Origin of the sequence: Rhizobium sp. TBD182 (assembly GCF_001950375.1) — a bacterium.
In the GTDB taxonomy this organism is placed as follows: domain Bacteria; phylum Pseudomonadota; class Alphaproteobacteria; order Rhizobiales; family Rhizobiaceae; genus Agrobacterium; species Agrobacterium tumefaciens.
This window is the reverse complement of sequence record NZ_BDLN01000001.1, coordinates 1,467,536-1,488,804: the sequence shown is the minus strand read 5'-3', so window position 1 is coordinate 1,488,804 and position 21,269 is coordinate 1,467,536. Positions and strand designations below refer to the sequence as shown.

Sequence of the window (21,269 nt, the reverse complement as noted above, 5' to 3'; positions counted from 1 at the left end):
GAGGGGCTGTAGGTGCATAAGCGCGCGTGCAATTCCAACCACGGGGCGGGGCCCTCCACAAGCCTTTTCGAGGACGACAATGAACGCATTCAAGCCGCTGGTTTTCTCGGGCGTCCAGCCGACCGGCAATCTGCATCTCGGCAATTATCTCGGGGCCATCCGCAAATTCGTGGCGTTGCAGGAAGATAACGACTGCATCTATTGCGTCGTCGACATGCACGCCATCACCGCCCAGCTCGTTCATTCGGACCTGAAGGCGCAGACCCGCTCGATCGCTGCCGCCTTCATTGCCGCAGGCATCGATCCGGTGAAGCATATCGTCTTCAACCAGTCGGCTGTGCCGCAGCACGCTGAACTCGCCTGGATCTTCAATTGCGTGGCGCGTATCGGCTGGATGGAGCGCATGACGCAGTTCAAGGACAAGTCCGGCAAGAATGCCGAGCAGGTATCGCTTGGGCTGCTTGCTTATCCGAGCCTGATGGCTGCGGACATTCTCGTCTACCGCGCGACCCACGTTCCTGTCGGCGACGACCAGAAGCAGCATCTGGAACTGGCCCGAGACATCGCCCAGAAATTCAACATCGATTTCGGTGACCATATCCGCAACGCCGGTCTCGGGCTCGACATCACCGTGGGCAATGAGCCGGTGCATGCCTATTTCCCGATGGTGGAGCCGCTGATCGGCGGTCCGGCACCGCGGGTGATGTCGTTGAAGGACGGCACCAAGAAGATGTCGAAGTCCGATCCGTCGGATCTGTCGCGCATCAACCTCATGGACGATGTCGACGCCATTTCGAGAAAGATCAAGAAGGCGAAGACGGACCCGGATGCACTGCCGAGCGAAGTGGAAGGCCTGAAGGGCCGCCCGGAGGCCGAAAACCTCGTTGGTATCTATGCGGCACTGTCTGACAAGACGAAAGCGGAGGTTCTTTTAGAGTTCGGCGGACAGCAGTTCTCGGCCTTCAAGCCGGCTCTCGTCGAGCTTGCCGTCAATGTGCTGGCTCCAGTCAACAACGAGATGCGCCGCCTTCTCGACGATCCCACTCACATCGATGCCATCCTCAAACAGGGTGGTGAGCGCGCGCGCGCGATCGCCGAAAACACGATGAACGAGGTGCGCGACATCATCGGGTTCCTGCGCTGACCACGTATCGCCTTGCGGATCACGGCAGGCGGTTTGCGCCTGCCGTGATTTGATATAATCTCCGCCCGAACCGTCGGGCGGTTTTTCGGATCGCGGCGGACACAGGGAGTGCGGAATGGTTTCAAAACGGCTGTCGCGTCTGGAAGGGCATCGTCGCAAATTTCTCGCTGTTATCGATGACACACCGGAATGCGAAAGGGCCGTGCATTATGCCGGTCGTCGCGCCAAGAACTCCAATGGCGGACTGGTTCTGCTTTACATGATACCGGAAGGCGATTTCCAGCAGTGGCTGGGCGTCGAGCAGATCATGCGGGCCGAGGCGCGAGAGGAGGCGGAAGCAACGCTTGCAAAGATCGCCCAGAAGGTCCGTGAGACCATCGGCATCGAGCCGGAAGCGGTGATCCGTGAAGGCGGCGCAACCGAACAGATCCACGGGCTCATCGAGGAAGATCGCGATATTGCCATTCTAGTTTTGGCGGCAGGATCGACGAAGGAAGGGCCGGGACCGCTCGTCTCCTCCATCTCAGGACGCGGTGCGGCCTTCCCCATCCCCGTCACCGTGCTACCGGATACGCTGACGGATGAGGAAATCGACGCCCTTTGCTGACCTTTGTTCGACCCCGAAAGGCAGGAACGGATTCGGGCAAGAATTTGGGGCTGACGATTTCTTGAATGTAATTATCATGTCAGGGCTTGAAGTAAGGCTTCGCCAGGCGTATTTTTTGGAAGAATTCTAAATTGCGGGGCGTGAACGGCGACCTCGAAGGAGACAGATAATGTTCATTCAGACGGAAGCCACGCCGAACCCCGCGACCCTCAAGTTCCTGCCGGGCAAGGTGGTGCTGGAAAGCGGCACGGCTGAGTTTCTCAACCCCGCGCAGGCGCAGGCCTCGCCGCTGGCAGAGCGCCTCTTCACCATTCCGGGTGTCACCGGCGTTTATTTCGGCTTCGATTTCATCACCGTCACCAAGGATGACGCCGAATGGCAGCATCTGAAGCCCGCCATTCTTGGTTCGATCATGGAGCATTTCATGTCTGGCCGCCCCATCATGGGCACTGCCATTGCGGCTGAAGTGTCGGATGAGGAAGGCGAGTTCTTTGAAGCGGGTGACGAAACCATCGTCGCCACCATCAAGGAACTGCTGGATACCCGCGTCCGCCCCGCCGTGGCGCAGGATGGTGGCGATATCACTTTCCGTGGTTTCCGCGACGGCACCGTGTTCCTGAACATGAAGGGCGCCTGCTCCGGTTGCCCGTCCTCCACCGCCACGCTGAAGCACGGCGTCCAGAACCTGCTTCGCCATTTCGTGCCGGAAGTGCGAGAAGTCGAAGCTGTATGACGTTGTAAGCCAGGCCGCGCCATGATTGTTCTCGCACTCGATACCTCAGGTGTGGACTGTTCCGCCTGCGTCTATGACAGCGCCTCCGACACGGTGCTTGGCGAGGTATGCGAAACCATCGGAAAAGGTCATGCCGAGCGGCTGATGGCTGTGATTGATGGTGCCCTGCAGCAGGCGCAGCTACCGCTTCAGAAAGTCGGGCGCATCGCGGTAACGATCGGACCGGGTTCCTTTACCGGCATTCGCGTCGGCGTTGCCGCCGCGCGTGGTTTTGCCCTGTCGCTCGGCATAGAGGCAGTCGGCGTAACCACGCTTGAGACGATCGCCTTGCATCATCTGCTGGAAAATCCCGGCCGGCCAGTGGCTGTCGGGCTCGACGCCAAACGGGGCGAAGCCTACCTCCAGACATTTGCAGAGGATGGATCGCCGCTCCTCGAGGCCGCGCTTTTGTCTCTGGAGGATGCCAAAACGGCTCTCTCCGGTTTCGATGGCGCCATTATCGGTTCCGCCGCACCCCTTTTTCAGGGTTTCGACACGGGGTCAGGGCCCGATCATTTTCCGATTTCCACTGTCGCGCGGGCGGGTGGACGCAAGCCGAAAGGCATGCCGAAACCCGCACCGCTTTACCTTCGCGGCCCGGATGCCCGGCCGCAGACGGGTTTTGCGCTGGCACGCCAGAGCGTTGCCTGATAGGTGGCACCCGTAAATGCGTGCGGATGATTCCTTGTTATGTTTGACGAATATCTAAGCTGGAAGCCCTATTTCGAGATCGTGCCGATGCAGCATGAGGATTGCGCCGGAGTGGCGGAATTGCATGCGCTGCGCTTTCCGCGCCCCTGGAATGACGGGGAGTTTTCCGGGCTGTTGACGCAAGGCTCGGTTTTCGGTGCCGTCGCGCGGCAGACGAACGCATTTTTCAGCAAACCGCTCGGTGGTTTCGTGCTTGCGCGCGAAGTGGCCGGCGAGGCGGAAATCCTGACCGTTGCGGTGGCCGACAAGTTCGCGCGCACCGGCCTCGGCTGGCGCCTGATGCAATCGGCCGTCCGTGAGGCGATGATGCGCGGTGCCGAAACGATGTTCCTGGAAGTGGACAGCAACAATGCCTCCGCCCTGGGACTTTATAAAAAGCTCGGCTTCAAAACGGTCGCTGAGCGCAAGGCCTATTACACCGCCAAGGATGGCGCGAAGTCGACGGCGCTTGTCATGCGCCGCGATCTTCGCTAGTTCCCTGCGACAGGCATTTTTCGGCGACAGCCCCGAAATTCAACCGGAATACTCAAAAGGCCAGAAGACGTGATAGACCTTTCGAAAACGCTGGAGGAACTTTGTGCCGAACGCGGCATGCGGATGACGGACCAGCGCCGTGTCATCGCCCGCGTGCTGCAGGAATCGGCAGACCATCCGGATGTCGAGGAGCTTTACCGCCGTTCCTCCGCCGTGGATCCGCGCATCTCGATTTCCACCGTTTACAGAACGGTGAAGCTGTTCGAGGACGCCGGCATCATCGAGCGTCATGATTTTCGCGATGGCCGCTCGCGTTACGAGACCGTGCCTGAGGAACATCACGATCATCTGATCGATCTGAAGAACAGTGTGGTCATCGAGTTTCATTCACCCGAGATCGAGGCGCTTCAGGAAAAGATCGCCAGGGAGCATGGCTTCAAGCTCGTTGATCACCGGCTCGAACTCTACGGTGTACCGTTGAAGCCCGGCGAACATTGAGACGGTGGTGAGCAAGCGCACGGTTCAATCATGATGTGGCTCCGGACAGCCTATATTGCGGTCGTTCTCCTGATCGTCACGCTTATATTGCTGCCGCTGCAACTGTTGGGCCTTGCCTTCGACTGGCGGCTGCGTCGCCGCATTCCCCGCATCTGGCACCGCATCGCCTGCCATGTCCTCGGCATCCGCGTGCATGTCCATGGAGATGTGGAGCGGGCAAAACCGCTGATGCTGGCGGTCAACCACGCCTCGTGGAAGGACATTCTCGTTCTCGGCAGTATTGCCGACGTGGTGTTCATCGCCAAGACGGAAGTGCGTGACTGGCCCGTCTTCGGCTGGCTCGCCCGTCTGCAGAAAAGCATCTTCGTCCAGCGCGAGCAGAAGCGCAGCACCGGTGCGCAGGTCGACGAGATCGCCGCCCGCATGGCCGATGGCGAGATCGTCGTGTTGTTCCCGGAAGGCACCACCTCTGACGGCAACCGCATGCTTGCCGTCAAATCCTCGCTGTTCGGCGCAGCCTCCACGGCTGCCGAGCAGGTTCCGGGCAAGCTCGTCTATGTGCAGCCGGTTGCAATCGCCTATACGCGGGTGCAGGGCATGGCCATGGGACGTTACCACCGGGTCATTGCGGCCTGGCCGGGCAGCATAACTCTGGTGCCGCATCTGCTCGGTATCATCAGGGCAGGTGCCATCGACGTTGACGTTACATTCGGCGACAGCGTTCCGTTTCACAGCACGGATAACCGCAAGCGTCTGGCGACCGATATCGCCGCTTCTATCCGTTCCATGTTGGCTTTCAGCCTGCGTGGTGGCTGGCGGAAATAGAGCATTCCAGCTTTTCCGGTATTTTTCTGTTTAATCCGGGCGTGAAAAACACTAGATAACCGCCATGACCCAGGAAACGCTTGGCCTCGATGCCCCCGAAATGATTGCCCGCGAGGGCTCTAACAGCAGGAAGGTCTTCATCAAGACCTATGGCTGTCAGATGAACGTCTACGATTCCGTCCGCATGAGCGATGCGCTGGCGAAGGACGGTTACGTTCAGACGGAGGATATGGGCGAGGCGGATCTGGTGCTTCTTAACACCTGTCACATCCGCGAGAAGGCCGCTGAAAAGGTCTATTCGGCGCTCGGCCGCCTGCGCGACATGAAAAAATCGCGCGAAGAACAGGGCCGCGAATTCGTGATCGGCGTTGCCGGATGTGTGGCACAGGCGGAAGGCGAGGAAATCCTTCGCCGTGCGCCAGCCGTCGACGTCGTCATCGGTCCACAGACCTATCATCGCCTGCCGGACGCCCTGAAGCGGGTGCGCGGTGGCGAGCGCGTCATCGAGACCGAATATGCCGTTGAGGACAAGTTCGAACATCTGCCGGTGGCCGAAAAGGCAACACTGCGTACACGCGGCGTCACGGCATTTTTGACGGTGCAGGAAGGCTGCGACAAGTTCTGCACCTTCTGTGTTGTACCCTATACGCGTGGTTCGGAAGTTTCGCGTCCCGTGCGCCAGATCGTCGATGAGGCGATGAAACTGGTGGATGCCGGTGTGCGCGAAATCACGCTGCTCGGCCAGAACGTCAATGCCTGGCAGGGCGAAGGCCCGAAAGGCGAAAAATGGGGACTTGCCGAGCTTCTTTACCGGCTGGCGGAAATTCCCGGTCTTGCACGCCTTCGCTATACCACCAGCCATCCGCGCGACATGGATGACCGCTTGATTGGCGCACATCGCGACCTGCGCATTCTGATGCCCTATCTGCATCTGCCTGTTCAGTCCGGGTCGGATCGCATTCTGAAGGCGATGAATCGTCGCCACACAGGTGAGGAATATATCCAGCTCATTGAAAAAATCCGGGCCGCCCGCCCTGATATCGCCATGTCCGGGGATTTTATTGTTGGCTTCCCCGGCGAGACGGATCGTGATTTCGAAGACACGATGGCGATCATCGAACAGGTGAAATATGCGCAGGCCTTTTCATTCAAATATTCCACACGCCCCGGAACGCCGGGCGCCGATCTGACGGATCAGGTTGCGGAAGAGGTGAAGGCCGAGCGGCTGGAACGATTGCAGGCGCTGCTCTTGCGGCAGCAGAAGGAATTTGCGGAATCGCTGGTCGGAAAGACGATGGATGTGTTGCTGGAAAAGCCCGGCCGCATGCCTGAACAGTTGATAGGTCGCTCTCCCTGGCTGCAATCTGTGAATCTTGATGCAAAGACTTTGAAAATCGGTGACATTGTTAATGTACGAATCACCGCAACGGGTCCAAACAGCTTGTTTGCCGAGGTGGCAGAGAGTTAGAGTGAGGAGCCGACACTGATTGGGACAGGAGCCTGACCGCTTGAACGCACATGAATTGGTATCACCTTCATCGCGCCAGCCACGCCAAGCCGCGACCGACGCCAATCACTTCGTCCTCACGTTCGAGAATAACAGGATAGCGGGAGAGCTATTCGGTCAGTTCGATCAGAACCTCAAATTGCTGGAACAACGCCTCAACATCGATGCGCGCCCGCGCGGCAATTCCGTTGCCATCACCGGCGATGTCGTTGCCACCAATCAGGCTCGCCGGGCGCTGGATTTCCTTTACGAGCGTCTGCTCAAGGGCGGAACCGCTGAGGTTTCCGACGTGGAAGGCGCGATCCGCATGGCGATGGCGGCAGATGACCAGCTGACCTTGCCGACGATGGAGCGCAAGGCGAAGATCTCCATGGCGCAGATTTCCACGCGCAAGAAGACCGTCGCTGCCCGAACGCCCACCCAGGATGTCTACATGCGGGCGCTGGAGCAATCCGAACTGGTTTTCGGCGTCGGCCCCGCCGGCACCGGCAAGACCTATCTTGCCGTGGCGCATGCAGCACAACTTCTGGAGCGCGGTGCGGTCGACCGCATCATCCTCTCGCGTCCCGCAGTAGAGGCGGGCGAACGCCTTGGCTTCCTGCCGGGCGACATGAAGGAGAAGGTCGATCCTTATCTGCGCCCGCTTTACGACGCGCTTTACGACATGATGCCGGGTGACAAGGTGGAGCGCGCCATTCAGGCGGGCGTCATCGAAATTGCGCCGCTGGCCTTCATGCGCGGACGCACGCTTGCCAACGCCGCCGTCATTCTGGACGAAGCCCAGAACACCACGACCATGCAGATGAAAATGTTCCTTACCCGTCTTGGTGAGAAAGGCCGCATGATCGTGACCGGCGACCCAAGCCAGGTGGACCTTCCGCGCGGCGTGAAGTCGGGCCTTGTCGAGGCCCTGCAAATCCTCACCGATGTGGAAGGTGTATCCGTCGTGCGCTTCAAGGATGTGGACGTCGTGCGCCATCCGATGGTGGCGCGCATCGTGCGGGCGTACGAATCCCACACGGCGGTGCCGGATGAAAGCCTCGTGAAGGGCAACTGACGCAAGACAATGACAGCTCTGGATATTCAAATCAGCGTCGAGGCCGAAGGCTGGTCCTCGGAAGAGGACCTTCTTGCCTTCGCCACCAAGGCGCTGGATGCAGCGGTTGATTTTTTGAAGCGGGAAGAGAAACAACCCTTCCCGAAAATGCCGGTGGAACTGTCGCTGGTCTTTACCGACGATGAAAATATCCGGGAAATCAATGCTGAATGGCGCGACAAGGACAAGGCAACCAATGTCTTGTCTTTCCCCGCTTTTCCGCTGGAGCCGAGCGGCATGCCCGGCCCGATGCTGGGCGATATCGTCATCGCGCGCGAGACGGTTGAACGCGAGGCTCTTGAACTTGAGAAGAGTTTCGAGGATCATCTGACCCATCTTCTTGTTCATGGGTTCCTGCACCTGTTCGGTTATGACCACATGGATGAGGAGGAGGCGGAAGAAATGGAGTCGCTTGAGACTCGCATTTTGGCGGTGCTTGGCCTATCTGATCCTTACGCGGGACAGGAACCGCTTTGAATATTGTCTGGAGCCATGAACGAACATTCTGCACGACCTGCCAATGAGGGCAGAGAAAACGGCGAGCAGTCCTCCTCGGAGGAGGGCAGTAGTCATTTACGGAACGACTCCAATGCAAAGCCGAGATCGACGATCTGGTCGCGCATTGGACGGTTGCTGAAGCCGTCACAGGGCGAGCGCCTGCGCGAGGATTTGACCGACGCGCTGATGGACGACACCGAAATCGGTGCCGCCTTTTCGCCTGAAGAGCGGGCGATGCTGAACAATATCCTGCGTTTCCGGGAGGTTCGGGTCGAAGATATCATGATCCCACGCGTGGATATCGACGGTCTCGACCAGAATATGACCATCGGCGAAGCTTTGATCCTCTTTGAGGAAACCGGGCGCTCCCGCATGCCGGTCTACGATGAGACGCTGGATAATCCGAAGGGCATGATCCACATTCGCGATCTGCTGGCCTATGTCGCCAAGCAGGCGCGCAACAAGCGCCGGGTGGGATCGCGTGGCGTTGCCTATGGCGAGGCGAAGGCTCCGCGCTCGCCGCGACCGAATTTTGACCTGGCTCGGGTGGATCTGGAACAGACGGTCGCCGATGCCGGGCTGGTGCGTAAAATTCTTTTTGCACCCCCCTCCATGCTGGCCTCCGATCTTTTGAAGACCATGCAGGCACAGAGAACACAGCTTGCCCTGGTGATCGACGAATATGGTGGCACGGACGGTCTCGTCAGCCATGAGGACATCGTCGAGATGGTCGTGGGTGACATTGATGACGAGCACGACAAGGACGAGACGATGTTTTCGCGTCTATCCGCCGACGTGCTGGTGGCGGATGCCCGCGCAGAGCTTACAGAACTTGCCGAGGCAATCGGACCGGAATTCGATGTCCGCGAGCATCTTGAAGAAATCGATACGCTCGGCGGCCTGATATTCTTCGCACTCGGCCGCATTCCGGCCAAGGGTGAAGTGGTCAGGGCCGTACCTGGTTTCGAGTTCCAGATCCTCGATGCGGATACAAGGCGTATCAAGGGTGTCCGTATCGTCCGCGATCATGGCTCGGAAGGGCAGGATGACCGCGCGCCGGGCGATGCCGATGCGGATGAGGTTATTCCGCTGCCCGCGCCGGATGTTCGCCTCATCACCCACCAGCAAAACGCTGACTGAGGTGGGCGACGGGATGCTCCCCGTCGCCGCCGCTCCTTGAACGCGTCATCAAGAGTCCAAAAGGACGCACGGTGCTCCGGCGACCATGCCTTCTGTGGACTGCGAATCTTTTTTCCTTTACGTCGAGTCTAAAGGGAAATTCCTTTGCGCGGCCATGCCGGGGTTGGGCTTTTCCGGGTGGGCATTAAACGGAGATGGCATGGAGCGTCTTGCAGGCAGGGTAATGCTGGCCGGCGGCAAAAGCCGCGCAGTGATGGCGATTGCCGCAGGCGCGGTTGGAGCGCTGGCCTTGCCTCCGGTTGGCTTTTTCGCAGCGCTTTTTTTGTCTTTCACCCTGCTTGTCTGGTTGGTCGATGGCTGCACCGGCAAGCCGGGCGGCGGCATCTTCAGCCGCATCATGCCCGCTTTCGGCATCGGTTGGTGTTTCGGCCTTGGTTATTTCGTGGCGGGCCTGTGGTGGCTGGGCAATGCGCTCCTGCTGGAAGCTGACGAGTTCGCCTGGGCGCTACCGCTCGCCATCCTCGGCCTTCCGGCTGTTCTCGCCGTGTTTTACGGTTTTGCGGTCGCAGCCGCCAATATCGTCTGGTCGGACGGTCTCGGCCGTATCGCCGCACTTGCGGCCGCATTCGGCCTTTTGGAATGGCTCCGCAGCTTCATAGCAACTGGCTTTCCCTGGAACGCCATCGGTTATGGCATCATGCCTGTGCCGATCATGATGCAGTCGGCGCATCTGCTCGGTCTTTTTGGTGTCACCACGCTTGCCGTCTTCATCTTCGCCTCGCCTGCCTTGATCGGCACGAAAAAAGGCATGTGGCCGGGTCTCATTGTGGCGAGTTTGCTGCTGGCTGGCCATTTTGGTTATGGCTTTTACCGCCTTCAGACACCGTTGGAGACACCTGCGGACGCGCTGACCGTGAGGATCGTGCAGCCGTCGATCGACCAGTCCCGCAAGATGCTGAATGCAGACAGGGCCGAGATTTTCAGCGAGCATCTGCGCTTGACGGGCCTGCCGCCCGGCGAAGGAAAAAAACGCCCAGATATCATCGTTTGGCCGGAGACCTCCGTGCCTTTCATCCTGACGCAAAATCCGGACGCTCTGGCGGAAATCGCCAAGACGCTTGAAGACGGGCAGGTCCTGTTTACCGGTGCGGTCAGAATGGAAGATGCCGGTGCCGGCCGGCCTCCGCGTTACTACAATTCGGTCTATGCGATTGACAGTCAGGGCGAGATCATCGGCGCGACCGACAAGGTCCATCTGACACCCTTTGGAGAATATGTCCCTTTCGAAGATATTCTACGGGGATTCGGCATCAATAATGTCATCAGCCTGCCGGGCGGCTTTTCAGCCGCGTCTTCGCGCACGCCTTTGACGCTTCCTTCCGGTAAAACCCTCTATCCCCTGATCTGCTACGAGATCATTTTTCCCGAAGAGATGACCCCTGGTCTGGCGGGCGCCGCAGCGATCCTGAACGTCACGAATGATGGCTGGTTCGGCGATACACCCGGCCCTTATCAGCATTTTCTGCAGGCAAGAGTACGGGCCGTTGAAACGGGAGTGCCGGTGATTCGCGGCGCTAATACCGGAATTTCCGCCGTTATAGATCCCTATGGTCGTATTATTGCCGGGTTGGATTACGGCCGGGTCGGAATTGTTGACGCCACCTTGAGTGGTGGGTCAAATGACGCTGTTACTTACGACATACATCGGACGTATTTCTGGTTGATTTTTTCTATCATGCTGACCGTTTCGGTATTTTCTGCCTGGCGTTTTGCCCGGCGCCAGAATTGACCGGGAACCCCTACAATTGCATAGTGAATACGTCAGTCGTAAAACAAGTTTAGACGCTGTCGAAATACCAGCTCATTTCTTCGAATAAGCAATGAAACGAGATATCAACCCTTTCCGAGTGTCAGGACCGCATGATGACCGAAAATAAGAAAAAGCCTAACCCCATCGACATTCATGTCGGAAGCCGAATTCGTCTTCGCAGAACCATGCTGGGCATGAGCCAGGAAAAGCTGGGTGAAAGCCTCGGAATTACCTTTCAGCAAATTCAGAAGTATGAAAAGGGCACGAACCGCGTGGGCGCCAGCCGCCTGCAGAATATTTCCGCGATCCTGAATGTGCCGGTTTCCTTCTTCTTCGAGGACGCGCCGGGTGATCAGGCCGTCGGCACGACGGGCATGGCAGAAGCATCGAGTTCCAATTACGTGGTGGATTTCCTGTCGTCTGCCGAAGGCTTGCAACTGAACCGCGCTTTCGTGAAGATCGCCGACCCGAAGGTTCGCCGCCGCCTCGTTGATCTCGTCAAGTCGCTCGCAGCCGAAGGGGATGCCGAGTAGCACTCGCAGGCGACTGCTTTATTTTCCAGCGTACGGCGCTGGACACTCAACGGTCCGCAAGGGCCGTTTTTTTGTGCCCAATTAGAAAGGAATTCTCACATAAAGATATATTTATGTGGTTGTGTCCTTGTCTTTCATGGCCGAAATGACTAACAAACTCGAAGACCGTTCTTTGAGGGGAATCCCGCATGCGTGCCAATTACCTGTTCACCAGCGAGTCCGTGGCCGAAGGTCATCCGGACAAGGTTTGTGATCGTATTTCCGATGAAATCGTGGATCTCATCTATCGTGAGGCATCCAAGACGGGTGTCGACCCCTGGACCGTGCGCATCGCATGCGAAACGCTTGCGACGACGAACCGCGTCATTATCGCCGGTGAGGTTCGGGTTCCCGATACCCTGCTGAAAAAGGACAAGGACGGCAAGGTTCTCAAGGATGCTGCCGGCCACCCGGTCATCAATCCCTCGAAGTTCAAGTCGGCTGCCCGCAAGGCGATCCGCGACATCGGCTACGAGCAGGATGGTTTCCACTGGAAGACGGCGAAGATCGACGTCCTCCTGCATCCGCAGTCGGCGGATATCGCGCAGGGCGTGGACAACGCCTCCGACAAGCAGGGCGACGAGGGTGCTGGCGACCAGGGCATCATGTTCGGTTACGCCTGCAAGGAAACGCCGGACCTGATGCCGGCTCCGATCTATTATTCCCACCGTATTCTGCAGCTGCTCGCGACCGCCCGTAAAAGCGGCGAAGGCGAAGCTGCGAAACTCGGTCCCGACGCCAAGAGCCAAGTGACGGTTCGTTACGTCGACGGCAAGGCTTCGGAAGCCGTTTCCATCGTTTTGTCCACGCAGCATCTCGATGCCAGCTGGGATTCGAAGAAGGTTCGCGAAGTTGTCGAACCTTATATCCGCGAAGCGCTGGGTGACCTGAAGATCGCCGATGATTGCCAGTGGTATATTAACCCGACGGGCAAATTCGTCATCGGTGGTCCCGATGGCGATGCGGGTCTGACCGGCCGCAAAATCATCGTGGACACCTATGGCGGTGCTGCCCCCCATGGCGGCGGTGCATTCTCCGGCAAGGACACGACCAAGGTCGACCGTTCCGCGGCCTATGCTGCCCGCTATCTGGCCAAGAACGTGGTGGCTGCCGGTCTGGCCGAGCGCTGCACCATTCAGATTTCCTACGCGATCGGCATCGCCCAGCCTTTGTCGATTTATGTCGATCTGCACGGTACCGGCAAGGTCAGCGAAGATCAGGTCGAAGGCGCCATCCGCAAGGTCATGGATCTGTCGCCGTCGGGCATTCGCCGTCATCTCGATCTCAACAAGCCGATCTATGCCAAGACGTCCTCCTACGGCCATTTCGGTCGCAAGGCGGGCCGTGACGGTTCCTTCTCCTGGGAGAAGCTCGATCTGGTGAAGCCGCTCAAGGAAGCTTTGAGCGCTTGAAGCATTTCCAGTAAAATTGCGTAGCGATTTTACGTTCGGAAAATGCGGGGACTTGTTCTAAGCCTTGTCATTCGATGGGGATTGAGAGATACCGGTTGCACCATTTGTAACCCGCATAGTGCCATTCAAGTGGCCCTGTGCGGGTTTAGTCTATTTGTTCTTGAGAGTATGACATGACGGAAGAGCGGCGTTCGCGCGCAACGGAAGCGTTTTTTGGCAGACGCAAGGGCAAGCCCCTGCGCAATCAGCAGATCGATACGATCGAAAACCTGCTGCCTTTGCTGAAAATCGATCTGGAAAGCGCGCCTCCGAAAAATCTCGTCGCTCTCTTTCCGGCGGATGTGAAATCGGTCCGCCTGGAAATCGGTTTCGGCGGCGGCGAGCACCTTGCCCACCGCGCGGTTGAAAATCCTGAGACCGGCTTTATCGGCGTCGAGCCCTTCGTCAATTCCATGGCCAAGCTGCTGGCAAGCGTGCGTGAAGGCGAGTTGATGAATATCCGCCTTTACGATGATGACGCGACGCAATTGCTGGATTGGCTGCCGGATGGGTCGATCGATCACATCGATCTACTCTATCCCGATCCCTGGCCGAAGAAGAAGCACTGGAAGCGCCGTTTCGTTTCCGACGTCAATCTTGCCCGTTTCCATCGCGTCCTGAAACCCGGTGGCAAGTTCTGCTTTGCTTCCGATATCGATACCTACGTCAACTGGACGCTACAGCATTGCGCCCGCCACGGCGGTTTCGAGTGGACGGCGGCAAGTGCCGAGGACTGGCACACCCCCTATGCCAACTGGCCGGGCACGCGTTATGAGAACAAGGCGAAAAGAGAAGGCCGCAGCTCGGCCTATCTCACTTTCATTCGCATTTAACAGCTCGAACCGTCAGATATTCGCGTCCACTTCGGCAGCAACCGGAATGGAAGGCTGGGCGCCGGCGCGGGTGCAGGCGAGCGAGCCTGCGACGGCGGCGCGCTTCAGCGCCTTTTCGAAATCCATACCCTGATCGAGGCTGGCGGCGAGATAACCGCAGAATGTATCGCCAGCACCAACAGTATCGACCGGCTCGATCTTGAGACCGGACCCCTTGAAGACCTTGCCGTTGCGAATGGCGATCACGCCATCAGCACCAAGCGTCACGATCAATGTCTGGCCGGTCTGCTCATGCAGGGATTTGAGTTCATTTTCCCGTTCGGAGGCTGAAAGTCCGTTTTTGCCGATCAGCAGTTCGAACTCGGTTTCATTGGCGATGACGATATCGGCAAGGCTGGCAAGGCGCGGCCCGTCCGCGGTCAGCGGCGCGGTGTTGATGATAGTGGTGATGCGTTTAGCCTTCGCGGCCGTCAGTGCTGCTTCGATTGAGGGTGCGGGCACCTCGAACTGAAGCATCAGAATATCGCCTGCTGCCATCTCCGCCACGGCTCTTGCGGCGTCGGATGCGGAAACTTCGCCATTGGCGGCGGGAATGACCGAGATCATGTTCTCCCCGCCTTCACCGATCAGGATTACGGCGGTTCCCGTGGGGCCGGGCGCGGTCTTGACGAGCGACAGATCGGTGCCGGCATCGCGCAGCAATGTCAGCGCTGGCGCGGCAAAGGTGTCATCACCCGTAGCGCCCGCCATTTTGACCGTTGCACCTGCGCGCCGTGCGGCAAGCGCCTGATTGGCTCCCTTTCCGCCAGCCGCCGTGGAAAAGGTCTCTCCCGTCACGGTTTCACCGGGTTTGGGCAGGCGTTTGGCGGTGGCGACGAGATCCATGTTGATGGAGCCGAAAACAGTAATCATCAGGGCATGTCCGTATGAAATTCAAAGCAAGGCGGCGACTTTGCCCGAGGGGATCACTCGTCGTCAACCACCCGCAACTTGGCCGTTCCTGCCCTGTTCTCTGCAAAGCGTCGCGCCTGCTCGATTTCGCTATGGGAGGTCTCCTTTTCCGTCGGCGAAAAATCGAGTCCCTCGATCTTCTGGCCACGCGCCAGCACCTTGTCGGAGGAGATCAGCATCATGTCGACATCTTTCTGCGCCAGCCCGAAATGGGCTTGCAGCTTGCGCGTCCGGTCGTCCAGCCGCCGCACGTCATCCATGAGAAGCGCGACTTCACCCTGAATGAGGTGCGCCTGCTCGCGCATGCGCTGGTCCTTCAGCACCGACTGGATAACCTGCACCGACAGCATCAAAAGCGATGGCGAGACAATGACGACACGGGCGCGATGGGCACGCTGCACGAGATATTCGAAATGCTGGTGAATATCGGCGAAGATCGATTCCGACGGCACGAAGATGAAGGCCGTATCCTGCGTTTCGCCGCGTATCAGATATTTCTCCGCCACGTCGCGAATATGCACTTCCATATCGCGGCGGAACTGCTGGGTCGCAGCCCGTTTGCCCTCGGGCGTTTCATCCGCCTTAAGCGCATTCCACGCCTCCAGCGGAAACTTGGCGTCGATGACGAGAGACGGGGCGTTGTTCGGCATCCTGATGATGCAGTCCGGTCGGTAGCCATTCGAAAGCGTGGGCTGAAGCTGGAAGGCCCCGGCGGGAAGCGCATCGGCGATCAGCGCTTCCATGCGCGCCTGCCCGAAAGCGCCGCGCGTCTGCTTGTTGGAGAGGATCGCCTGAAGCCCGACCACGTCCTTTGCCAGATCCTGAATATTACCCTGCGCGGCATCGATAACCGCAAGCCGCTCCTGCAGGCGGCTTAGATTCTCGTGTGTCGACCGGGTCTGCTCGGTCAGCGTCTCGCCCAGCCGCTGCGACATGCCGTCGAGGCGCTGGTTGATCGTCTGGCCCATCTCGCTCTGGCGCGTGCCGAGCGTCTCGGCCATCGCCGCGATCCGGCCGTGCAGTTCCGACTGGGTTTTCAACAGATCGGAAATTTCACCATCGGCTTCCGCTTTTTTCCCGCGACTTTTCGTGACCATCCAGAAAGCGGAAAGGCCGAAAACGAGAGCCGCAAGAAGCCCGCCGAAGCTGATGTCGACGGAGCCGGCCCGCAAGGCGGGATCGAGGAGAAAAGAGAAATCGATGCTCATGGCTAAATCTACCAGATTTCCAGTGATTCGTAAGATCAAAACAAGAACATTCATGCGGCGGAATTGAGTCGGCCAAAACCGGACGAAGGTCTCATTTCGACCGCGTATTTTTTATTTCCTCCGCGCAAGAGATACGTTATGGGAAGCCATGACTATCAAACCGCTTATCATTTTGCCCGATCCCGTGCTGCGCCAGCAATCAAGGCCCATCGAACAGGTGGATGCCGAAGTGTTGCGCCTTGCCGACGATATGCTTGAAACCATGTATGATGCGCCGGGTATCGGCCTTGCCGCCATTCAGGTGGGCGTGCCGCGCCGCATGCTGGTGATCGACGTTTCGCGCGAGGACGAGGAGAAAAAGCCGGTCGTCTTCATCAATCCGGAAATCCTCAAAGTGTCGGACGACGTCTCGGCCTATGAGGAAGGGTGTCTCTCCATTCCCGATTATTATGCCGAGGTAGAGCGTCCCGCATCCCTGACAGTGCGATATGTCGATCGTGACGGAAAGCAGCAGACGGTCGATGCGGACGGACTTCTGGCGACGTGTCTGCAGCATGAGATCGACCACCTGAACGGCATTCTGTTCATCGACCATATTTCGCGCCTGAAGCGAGAAATGGTCATCAAGAAATTCACCAAAGCAGCCCGCGCTAAGGTCTGATTCGTCTTAAATATGTAGACGGACCGGCATAGAGGGCAGGGGGCGATATGGCTCTTCGCATCATTTTCATGGGCACGCCGGATTTTTCCGTTCCCACGCTGCGTGCATTGGTGGACGCTGGTCACGAGGTCGTTGCCGTTTATACGCAGCCGCCGCGTCCAGGCGGTCGCCGTGGCCTCGATCTGCAGAAATCGCCGGTGCATCAGGCGGCCGAACTGCTGGGTCTGCCCGTGCTGACGCCGGTGAATTTCAAGGCCGAGGAAGACCGGCAGCAATTCAGGGAATTCGATGCGGACGTCGCTGTTGTCGTTGCCTATGGGCTGCTATTGCCCGAGGCTATCCTGAGCGGTACGCGCCTTGGCTGCTATAACGGCCACGCCTCGTTGCTGCCGCGCTGGCGCGGCGCTGCTCCCATTCAGCGGGCGATCATGGCTGGCGATGCCGAGACGGGCATGATGGTCATGAAAATGGAAAAGGGGCTGGATACCGGCCCGGTGGCGCTGACCGCCAAGGTCACGATCGGTGAGAATACCACGGCAGGTGAATTGCACGACAGCCTGATGCTGACAGGCGCGCGGCTGATGCGGCAGGCGATGGACAAGCTGGAAGCAGACGATCTTCCTCTCGTTGCGCAGCCGGAAGAAGGCGTCGTTTATGCGTCGAAAATCGACAAGGGCGAGACCCGGATTAATTTTTCCCGGCCGGCACAGGACGTCCATAACCATATCCGCGGCCTTTCGCCTTTTCCCGGCGCCTGGCTGGAAATGGAAATCGGCGGTAAGGCCGAGCGCGTGAAGGTTCTGGCGTCGGAACTGGCGAGCGGTATGGGCGAAGCGGGCGCTGTGCTCGATGACGCCCTGACCATCGCCTGCGGCAGTGGCGCGGTGCGGCTTACCCGTTTGCAGAAGGCGGGTGGCAAGCCGCTGTCGGCTGCCGATTTCGTTCGTGGCACACCCGTTCCCGCCAGAACGAGGCTCGGCTGATGCCGCGTTTCCGCATGACCGTCGAATATGACGGTACGCCTTACTTCGGCTGGCAGAGACAGGATAACGGCCCTTCAGTTCAGGGCGCGCTTGAAGCTGCCGTCCGGTCGCTGACCGGCGAAACCGTTTCTATTCGCGGCGCTGGCCGCACCGATTCCGGCGTGCATGCCGTGGGACAGGTAGCTCATGTCGATCTTTCCCGCGATTGGGCGCCATATAAGCTTCGCAATGCTCTCAACGCCCATCTGGCCATGGCGAAAGAGGCCGTCTCGGTTGTCGACGTAACGGCGGTGACCGAGGATTTCGACGCGCGCTTCTCCGCGCTTCGCCGCCATTATCTGTACCGCATCATTTGCCGGAAAGCGCGGCTGGCACTCGAGCACAGGCGCGCATGGTGGGTATCGAAAGATCTGGACCACGAACACATGCATGAAGCTGCACAGATGCTCGTCGGCCGGCACGATTTTACCACTTTCCGCTCGGTTCATTGTCAGGCGAGCAGCCCGGTCAGAACGCTCGACCGGCTGGATGTGACGCGCAATGGCGATCTTATCGAGATACGCGCCACCGCGCAGAGCTTTCTGCACAACCAGATACGCTCTTTTGCCGGAACGCTGAAAATGGCCGGTGAAGGCAGCATGACCCCGGAAGACGTGCGCGCGGCACTGGAAGCACGGGATCGCAAAGCCTGCGGCCCAGTCGCGCCGCCGGATGGTCTCTATTTCATGCAGGTCGATTATCCCGATGTCATTCCGCCGCGGGTCTATTCAAAGGTCGAGACGGTCGAAGACACGGACTAAAGTCCGTCTCGTTTCTCAGGCCGGATAAACGCCGAGAAAACGCTGCAGCGCCTCAGACAGAAGCATGCCGGGCACCAGCAGGGTCATAACGATCGCCGAGACAAGCAACGACTGGTCGCGGATGAAGAAGCGCACGATCCGCGAAAAGGCGAAGACCAGCGACAGCAGGAGTGCCAGCCAGAGAATGGCGATCAGCCCCTGCAAGGGCGGCAGAAAAAACGCGATCAGGATCAGAACCGCATAGGCATAGGAAAATGGCAGCGACAGCCAGTTCATGGTGGTGACCAGTGCGGTGAATTTTTCCCGTGCGCCAAAGGCGAACAGCAGCATGCCGATCAACAACAGCGGCACGATCCAGCAGATAGCCTCGACCATCGCAAGGCGGAAAAAGAAGATGAACCCCGTTCCTGTTCCGGGCGGATAGCTTGCCAGGAACGCAGAGCGCAGCCACAGCCAGGACACCAGCATGGCGGGCAGGCACCAGAGGGCGGAGTAGAAGGACCGCCACATGCCGCGCTCGGAAAGATCCAGATAACGCGCGCCGGTATGGTCGCCGAGCAGCAGCAGCCAGAGGCCTTTTAGATAGAGCCTTACTTCACTTGCCGTCGGCATGGGAGAACCAGCGTTCGATGAAGGTCTCGTAGATGCGTGTCAGCGTCTCCAGATCGGCGACTTCCACGCGCTCATCGACCATATGCATGGTCTGCCCGACGAGGCCGAATTCCACGACGGGGCAATAATCCTTGATGAAACGCGCATCCGACGTGCCGCCGGTGGTCGAAAGCTTGGGCTCCTTGCCTGTCACGGCTTCCACGGCGCCGGAAAGCGATGAGATGAGCGCATTGTTCCGGGTCAGGAAAACATGGGCCGGACGGTCGGCCCAGACGATCTCATATTTGACCGGGCTGCGGTCGGGACGAAGTTCTCCCTCGGCAGCGGCGGCATCGAGGCGGCGGATGATTTCCGCCCGCAGGCTCTCCACCGTCCAGCTGTCATTGAAACGGATGTTGAACGACGCCGTCGCCCGCGCCGGAATGACATTTGTGGCGGCATTGCCGGTGTCGATGGTCGTCACTTCCAGATTGGACGGCTGGAAGTCGTCCGTGCCGTGATCGAAGGGCGGATGCATCAGCGCGTGGGTCAGTTGCAGCAGCCCGCGAATGGGGTTGTCGGCCAGATGCGGATATGCGGCATGACCCTGCACGCCATGCACGGTGATGCGGCCCGAAATCGATCCCCGGCGGCCGATCTTGATCATGTCGCCCAGCTGGTCGGGGTTGGTCGGTTCACCCACCACGCAGGCATCCCATGCCTCGCCTTTGGCGGCGGCCCATTCCAGCAGCTTGGAGGTGCCGTTGATCGAGGGGCCTTCCTCGTCACCGGTGATCAGGAAAGAAACGGAACCTTTCGGTTTTCCGTGTTTCTCGATGTAGCGGGCAATGGCGGCAACGAAACAGGCAATGCCGCCCTTCATGTCCACCGCACCACGGCCGAACATTTCGCCGCCGGCAATTTCAGCGGCAAAGGGCGGATGGCTCCATGCCGCCTCGTCGCCCACCGGAACGACATCGGTATGGCCCGCAAACATCAGGTGCGGACCTTCCGTGCCAAGCCGGGCGTAGAGGTTTTCAACGTCAGGCGTTCCCGCTTCCCTCGCCACCATCTTTTCCACCGCAAAGCCAAGCGGTGAAAGCAGGGTGTCTAGCAGCGATAGCGCGCCACCTTCGGCGGGCGTCACCGAAGGGCAACGGATGAGGGCGGCGAGATTGGCAACGGGATCGGTCGTGGTCATGGTATCAGCTTTTATCAGTCGCGCAGAAGCTCGTTGATGCCGGTCTTGGAGCGGGTCTTTTCATCGACGCGCTTGACGATGACGGCGCAATAAAGGCTCGGGCCCGGCTCGCCGTTCGGGAACGGCTTGCCCGGCATGGTGCCGGCAACGACGACGGAATAGGGTGGCACTTCGCCATAGGTGATCTCGCCGGTGGCGCGATCGACGATCTTGGTCGACTTGCCGATGAAGACGCCCATGCCGAGAACGGCGCCCTCGCGCACGATGCAGCCTTCTACGACTTCCGAACGGGCACCGATGAAGCAATTGTCCTCGATGATTGTCGGGCCGGCCTGAAGCGGCTCCAGAACGCCGCCGATGCCAACGCCGCCGGACAGATGCACGTTCTTGCCGATCTGCGCGCAGGAGCCGACCGTCGCCCAGGTGTCGACCATCGTGCCTTCATCGACATAGGCGCCGAGATTGACGAAGGAAGGCATCAGCACCACGTTCTTGGCCACATAGGCCGAGCGGCGCACGACGGCGTTAGGCACAGCGCGGAAGCCCGCAGCGCGGAACTGGTTTTCACCCCAGTTCTCGAACTTCGACGGCACCTTGTCCCACCAGGTGGATTCACCGGGGCCGCCGGTGACGATTTCCATGTCGTTCAGACGGAAGGAGAGGAGCACGGCCTTTTTCAGCCATTGGTTCACTTTCCAGTTCCCGTCCGCCTGCTTTTCGGCGACGCGGACCTTGCCGCTGTCGAGAAGTTGAAGAGATGTGTTCACCGCGTCGCGAACCTCGCCCTTTGTCGATACGTTCACACCGTCACGGTTGTCGAAGGCTGTTTCGATGGTGGTTTCGAGAGAGGTGAGATCCGGAAGGCTCATGGAAAATTCCTTGAATGTCGCGTGTGTTCGTGGCCACGGATGGTCCCGCGCCGCTGGAAGGCTCTGG

At 59.1% G+C, this 21,269-nt stretch carries 23 protein-coding genes; 18 read left to right on the top strand and 5 right to left on the bottom strand.

The window, feature by feature from the left end; translation table 11 throughout:
* Positions 1 to 79 precede the first annotated feature (79 nt).
* From trpS to trmB, 15 genes are all read left to right on the top strand, one after another.
* Complete coding sequence (gene trpS / locus T18_RS07460) at positions 80 to 1,144, top strand: tryptophan--tRNA ligase (protein WP_003514781.1); 1,065 nt, start codon at positions 80 to 82, stop codon at positions 1,142 to 1,144.
* 115 nt (positions 1,145 to 1,259) lie between these two features.
* Complete coding sequence (locus T18_RS07455) at positions 1,260 to 1,751, top strand: universal stress protein (RefSeq protein WP_003514782.1); 492 nt, start codon at positions 1,260 to 1,262, stop codon at positions 1,749 to 1,751.
* A gap of 169 nt (positions 1,752 to 1,920) precedes the next feature.
* The gene (locus T18_RS07450) at positions 1,921 to 2,484 is read left to right on the top strand and encodes a NifU family protein (protein ID WP_003514783.1); all 564 of its coding nucleotides are present in this window, start codon (positions 1,921 to 1,923) and stop codon (positions 2,482 to 2,484) included.
* 21 nt (positions 2,485 to 2,505) lie between these two features.
* Positions 2,506 to 3,174: a tRNA (adenosine(37)-N6)-threonylcarbamoyltransferase complex dimerization subunit type 1 TsaB gene (gene tsaB / locus T18_RS07445; RefSeq protein WP_013635371.1), complete on the top strand. Its 669-nt coding sequence runs from the start codon at positions 2,506 to 2,508 to the stop codon at positions 3,172 to 3,174.
* A 39-nt stretch (positions 3,175 to 3,213) separates the two neighbouring features.
* Entirely contained in the window at positions 3,214 to 3,708 is a 495-nt protein-coding gene (locus tag T18_RS07440; protein ID WP_003514785.1) for a GNAT family N-acetyltransferase, read from the top strand.
* 69 nt (positions 3,709 to 3,777) lie between these two features.
* Entirely contained in the window at positions 3,778 to 4,206 is a 429-nt protein-coding gene (locus tag T18_RS07435; protein WP_003514787.1) for a Fur family transcriptional regulator, read from the top strand.
* 30 nt (positions 4,207 to 4,236) lie between these two features.
* A complete protein-coding gene (locus T18_RS07430) occupies positions 4,237 to 5,031 on the top strand; it encodes a lysophospholipid acyltransferase family protein (protein ID WP_013635372.1) in 795 nt (264 codons plus the stop codon).
* Positions 5,032 to 5,095: 64 nt separating this feature from the next.
* Positions 5,096 to 6,499: a tRNA (N6-isopentenyl adenosine(37)-C2)-methylthiotransferase MiaB gene (gene miaB / locus T18_RS07425; RefSeq protein ID WP_019564423.1), complete on the top strand. Its 1,404-nt coding sequence runs from the start codon at positions 5,096 to 5,098 to the stop codon at positions 6,497 to 6,499.
* A gap of 40 nt (positions 6,500 to 6,539) precedes the next feature.
* Positions 6,540 to 7,595, top strand: coding sequence for a PhoH family protein (locus tag T18_RS07420; protein ID WP_003514799.1), 1,056 nt, complete (start codon positions 6,540 to 6,542; stop codon positions 7,593 to 7,595).
* A 9-nt stretch (positions 7,596 to 7,604) separates the two neighbouring features.
* Positions 7,605 to 8,111: an rRNA maturation RNase YbeY gene (gene ybeY, locus T18_RS07415; protein WP_038489675.1), complete on the top strand. Its 507-nt coding sequence runs from the start codon at positions 7,605 to 7,607 to the stop codon at positions 8,109 to 8,111.
* Between the two features lie 15 nt (positions 8,112 to 8,126).
* Positions 8,127 to 9,272, top strand: a complete 1,146-nt coding sequence (locus T18_RS07410; protein WP_003514803.1) for a hemolysin family protein — start codon at positions 8,127 to 8,129, stop codon at positions 9,270 to 9,272.
* A 199-nt stretch (positions 9,273 to 9,471) separates the two neighbouring features.
* On the top strand, positions 9,472 to 11,061 hold the full coding sequence (gene lnt / locus T18_RS07405; protein WP_038489677.1) for an apolipoprotein N-acyltransferase: 1,590 nt from the start codon (positions 9,472 to 9,474) through the stop codon (positions 11,059 to 11,061).
* 134 nt (positions 11,062 to 11,195) lie between these two features.
* Entirely contained in the window at positions 11,196 to 11,615 is a 420-nt protein-coding gene (locus T18_RS07400) for a helix-turn-helix domain-containing protein (protein ID WP_003514807.1), read from the top strand.
* A gap of 188 nt (positions 11,616 to 11,803) precedes the next feature.
* Entirely contained in the window at positions 11,804 to 13,066 is a 1,263-nt protein-coding gene (gene metK, locus T18_RS07395) for a methionine adenosyltransferase (protein ID WP_003514808.1), read from the top strand.
* Between the two features lie 173 nt (positions 13,067 to 13,239).
* Positions 13,240 to 13,938, top strand: a complete 699-nt coding sequence (trmB, locus tag T18_RS07390) for a tRNA (guanosine(46)-N7)-methyltransferase TrmB (protein WP_003514809.1) — start codon at positions 13,240 to 13,242, stop codon at positions 13,936 to 13,938.
* Positions 13,939 to 13,950: 12 nt separating this feature from the next.
* Here the strand turns inward: trmB and T18_RS07385 are convergent, their stop codons facing one another.
* A complete protein-coding gene (locus tag T18_RS07385; RefSeq protein ID WP_038489680.1) occupies positions 13,951 to 14,850 on the bottom strand; it encodes a ribokinase in 900 nt (299 codons plus the stop codon).
* A gap of 53 nt (positions 14,851 to 14,903) precedes the next feature.
* Positions 14,904 to 16,097 (bottom strand): DNA recombination protein RmuC, encoded by a 1,194-nt coding sequence (locus T18_RS07380; protein ID WP_003514811.1) that lies wholly within the window; start codon positions 16,095 to 16,097, stop codon positions 14,904 to 14,906.
* Between the two features lie 148 nt (positions 16,098 to 16,245).
* Between T18_RS07380 and def the strand changes: the two genes are divergently transcribed.
* Genes def through truA form a run of 3 tightly spaced genes read left to right on the top strand, consistent with a single transcriptional unit; the run spans position 16,246 to position 18,541 of the window.
* Positions 16,246 to 16,758, top strand: a complete 513-nt coding sequence (gene def / locus T18_RS07375) for a peptide deformylase (RefSeq protein WP_003514812.1) — start codon at positions 16,246 to 16,248, stop codon at positions 16,756 to 16,758.
* 47 nt (positions 16,759 to 16,805) lie between these two features.
* Positions 16,806 to 17,741: a methionyl-tRNA formyltransferase gene (fmt, locus tag T18_RS07370; protein ID WP_038489684.1), complete on the top strand. Its 936-nt coding sequence runs from the start codon at positions 16,806 to 16,808 to the stop codon at positions 17,739 to 17,741.
* Positions 17,741 to 18,541, top strand: coding sequence for a tRNA pseudouridine(38-40) synthase TruA (truA, locus tag T18_RS07365; RefSeq protein ID WP_038489688.1), 801 nt, complete (start codon positions 17,741 to 17,743; stop codon positions 18,539 to 18,541). The genes fmt and truA overlap by 1 nt, the downstream gene beginning before the upstream one ends.
* A gap of 15 nt (positions 18,542 to 18,556) precedes the next feature.
* Here truA and T18_RS07360 read toward each other — a convergent pair whose 3' ends face one another.
* From T18_RS07360 to dapD, 3 genes are read right to left on the bottom strand one after another with little or no spacing between them, the layout of a single operon-like run.
* Complete coding sequence (locus T18_RS07360) at positions 18,557 to 19,153, bottom strand: hypothetical protein (RefSeq protein WP_038489691.1); 597 nt, start codon at positions 19,151 to 19,153, stop codon at positions 18,557 to 18,559.
* A complete protein-coding gene (gene dapE / locus T18_RS07355; protein ID WP_038489694.1) occupies positions 19,137 to 20,333 on the bottom strand; it encodes a succinyl-diaminopimelate desuccinylase in 1,197 nt (398 codons plus the stop codon). Before dapE ends, T18_RS07360 begins: the two co-directional genes overlap by 17 nt.
* Positions 20,334 to 20,347: 14 nt before the next feature.
* Positions 20,348 to 21,202 carry a 2,3,4,5-tetrahydropyridine-2,6-dicarboxylate N-succinyltransferase gene (dapD, locus tag T18_RS07350; RefSeq protein ID WP_003514821.1) on the bottom strand — a complete coding sequence of 285 codons (855 nt, stop codon included), beginning with the start codon at positions 21,200 to 21,202 and terminating at the stop codon, positions 20,348 to 20,350.
* Positions 21,203 to 21,269: the final 67 nt, after the last annotated feature.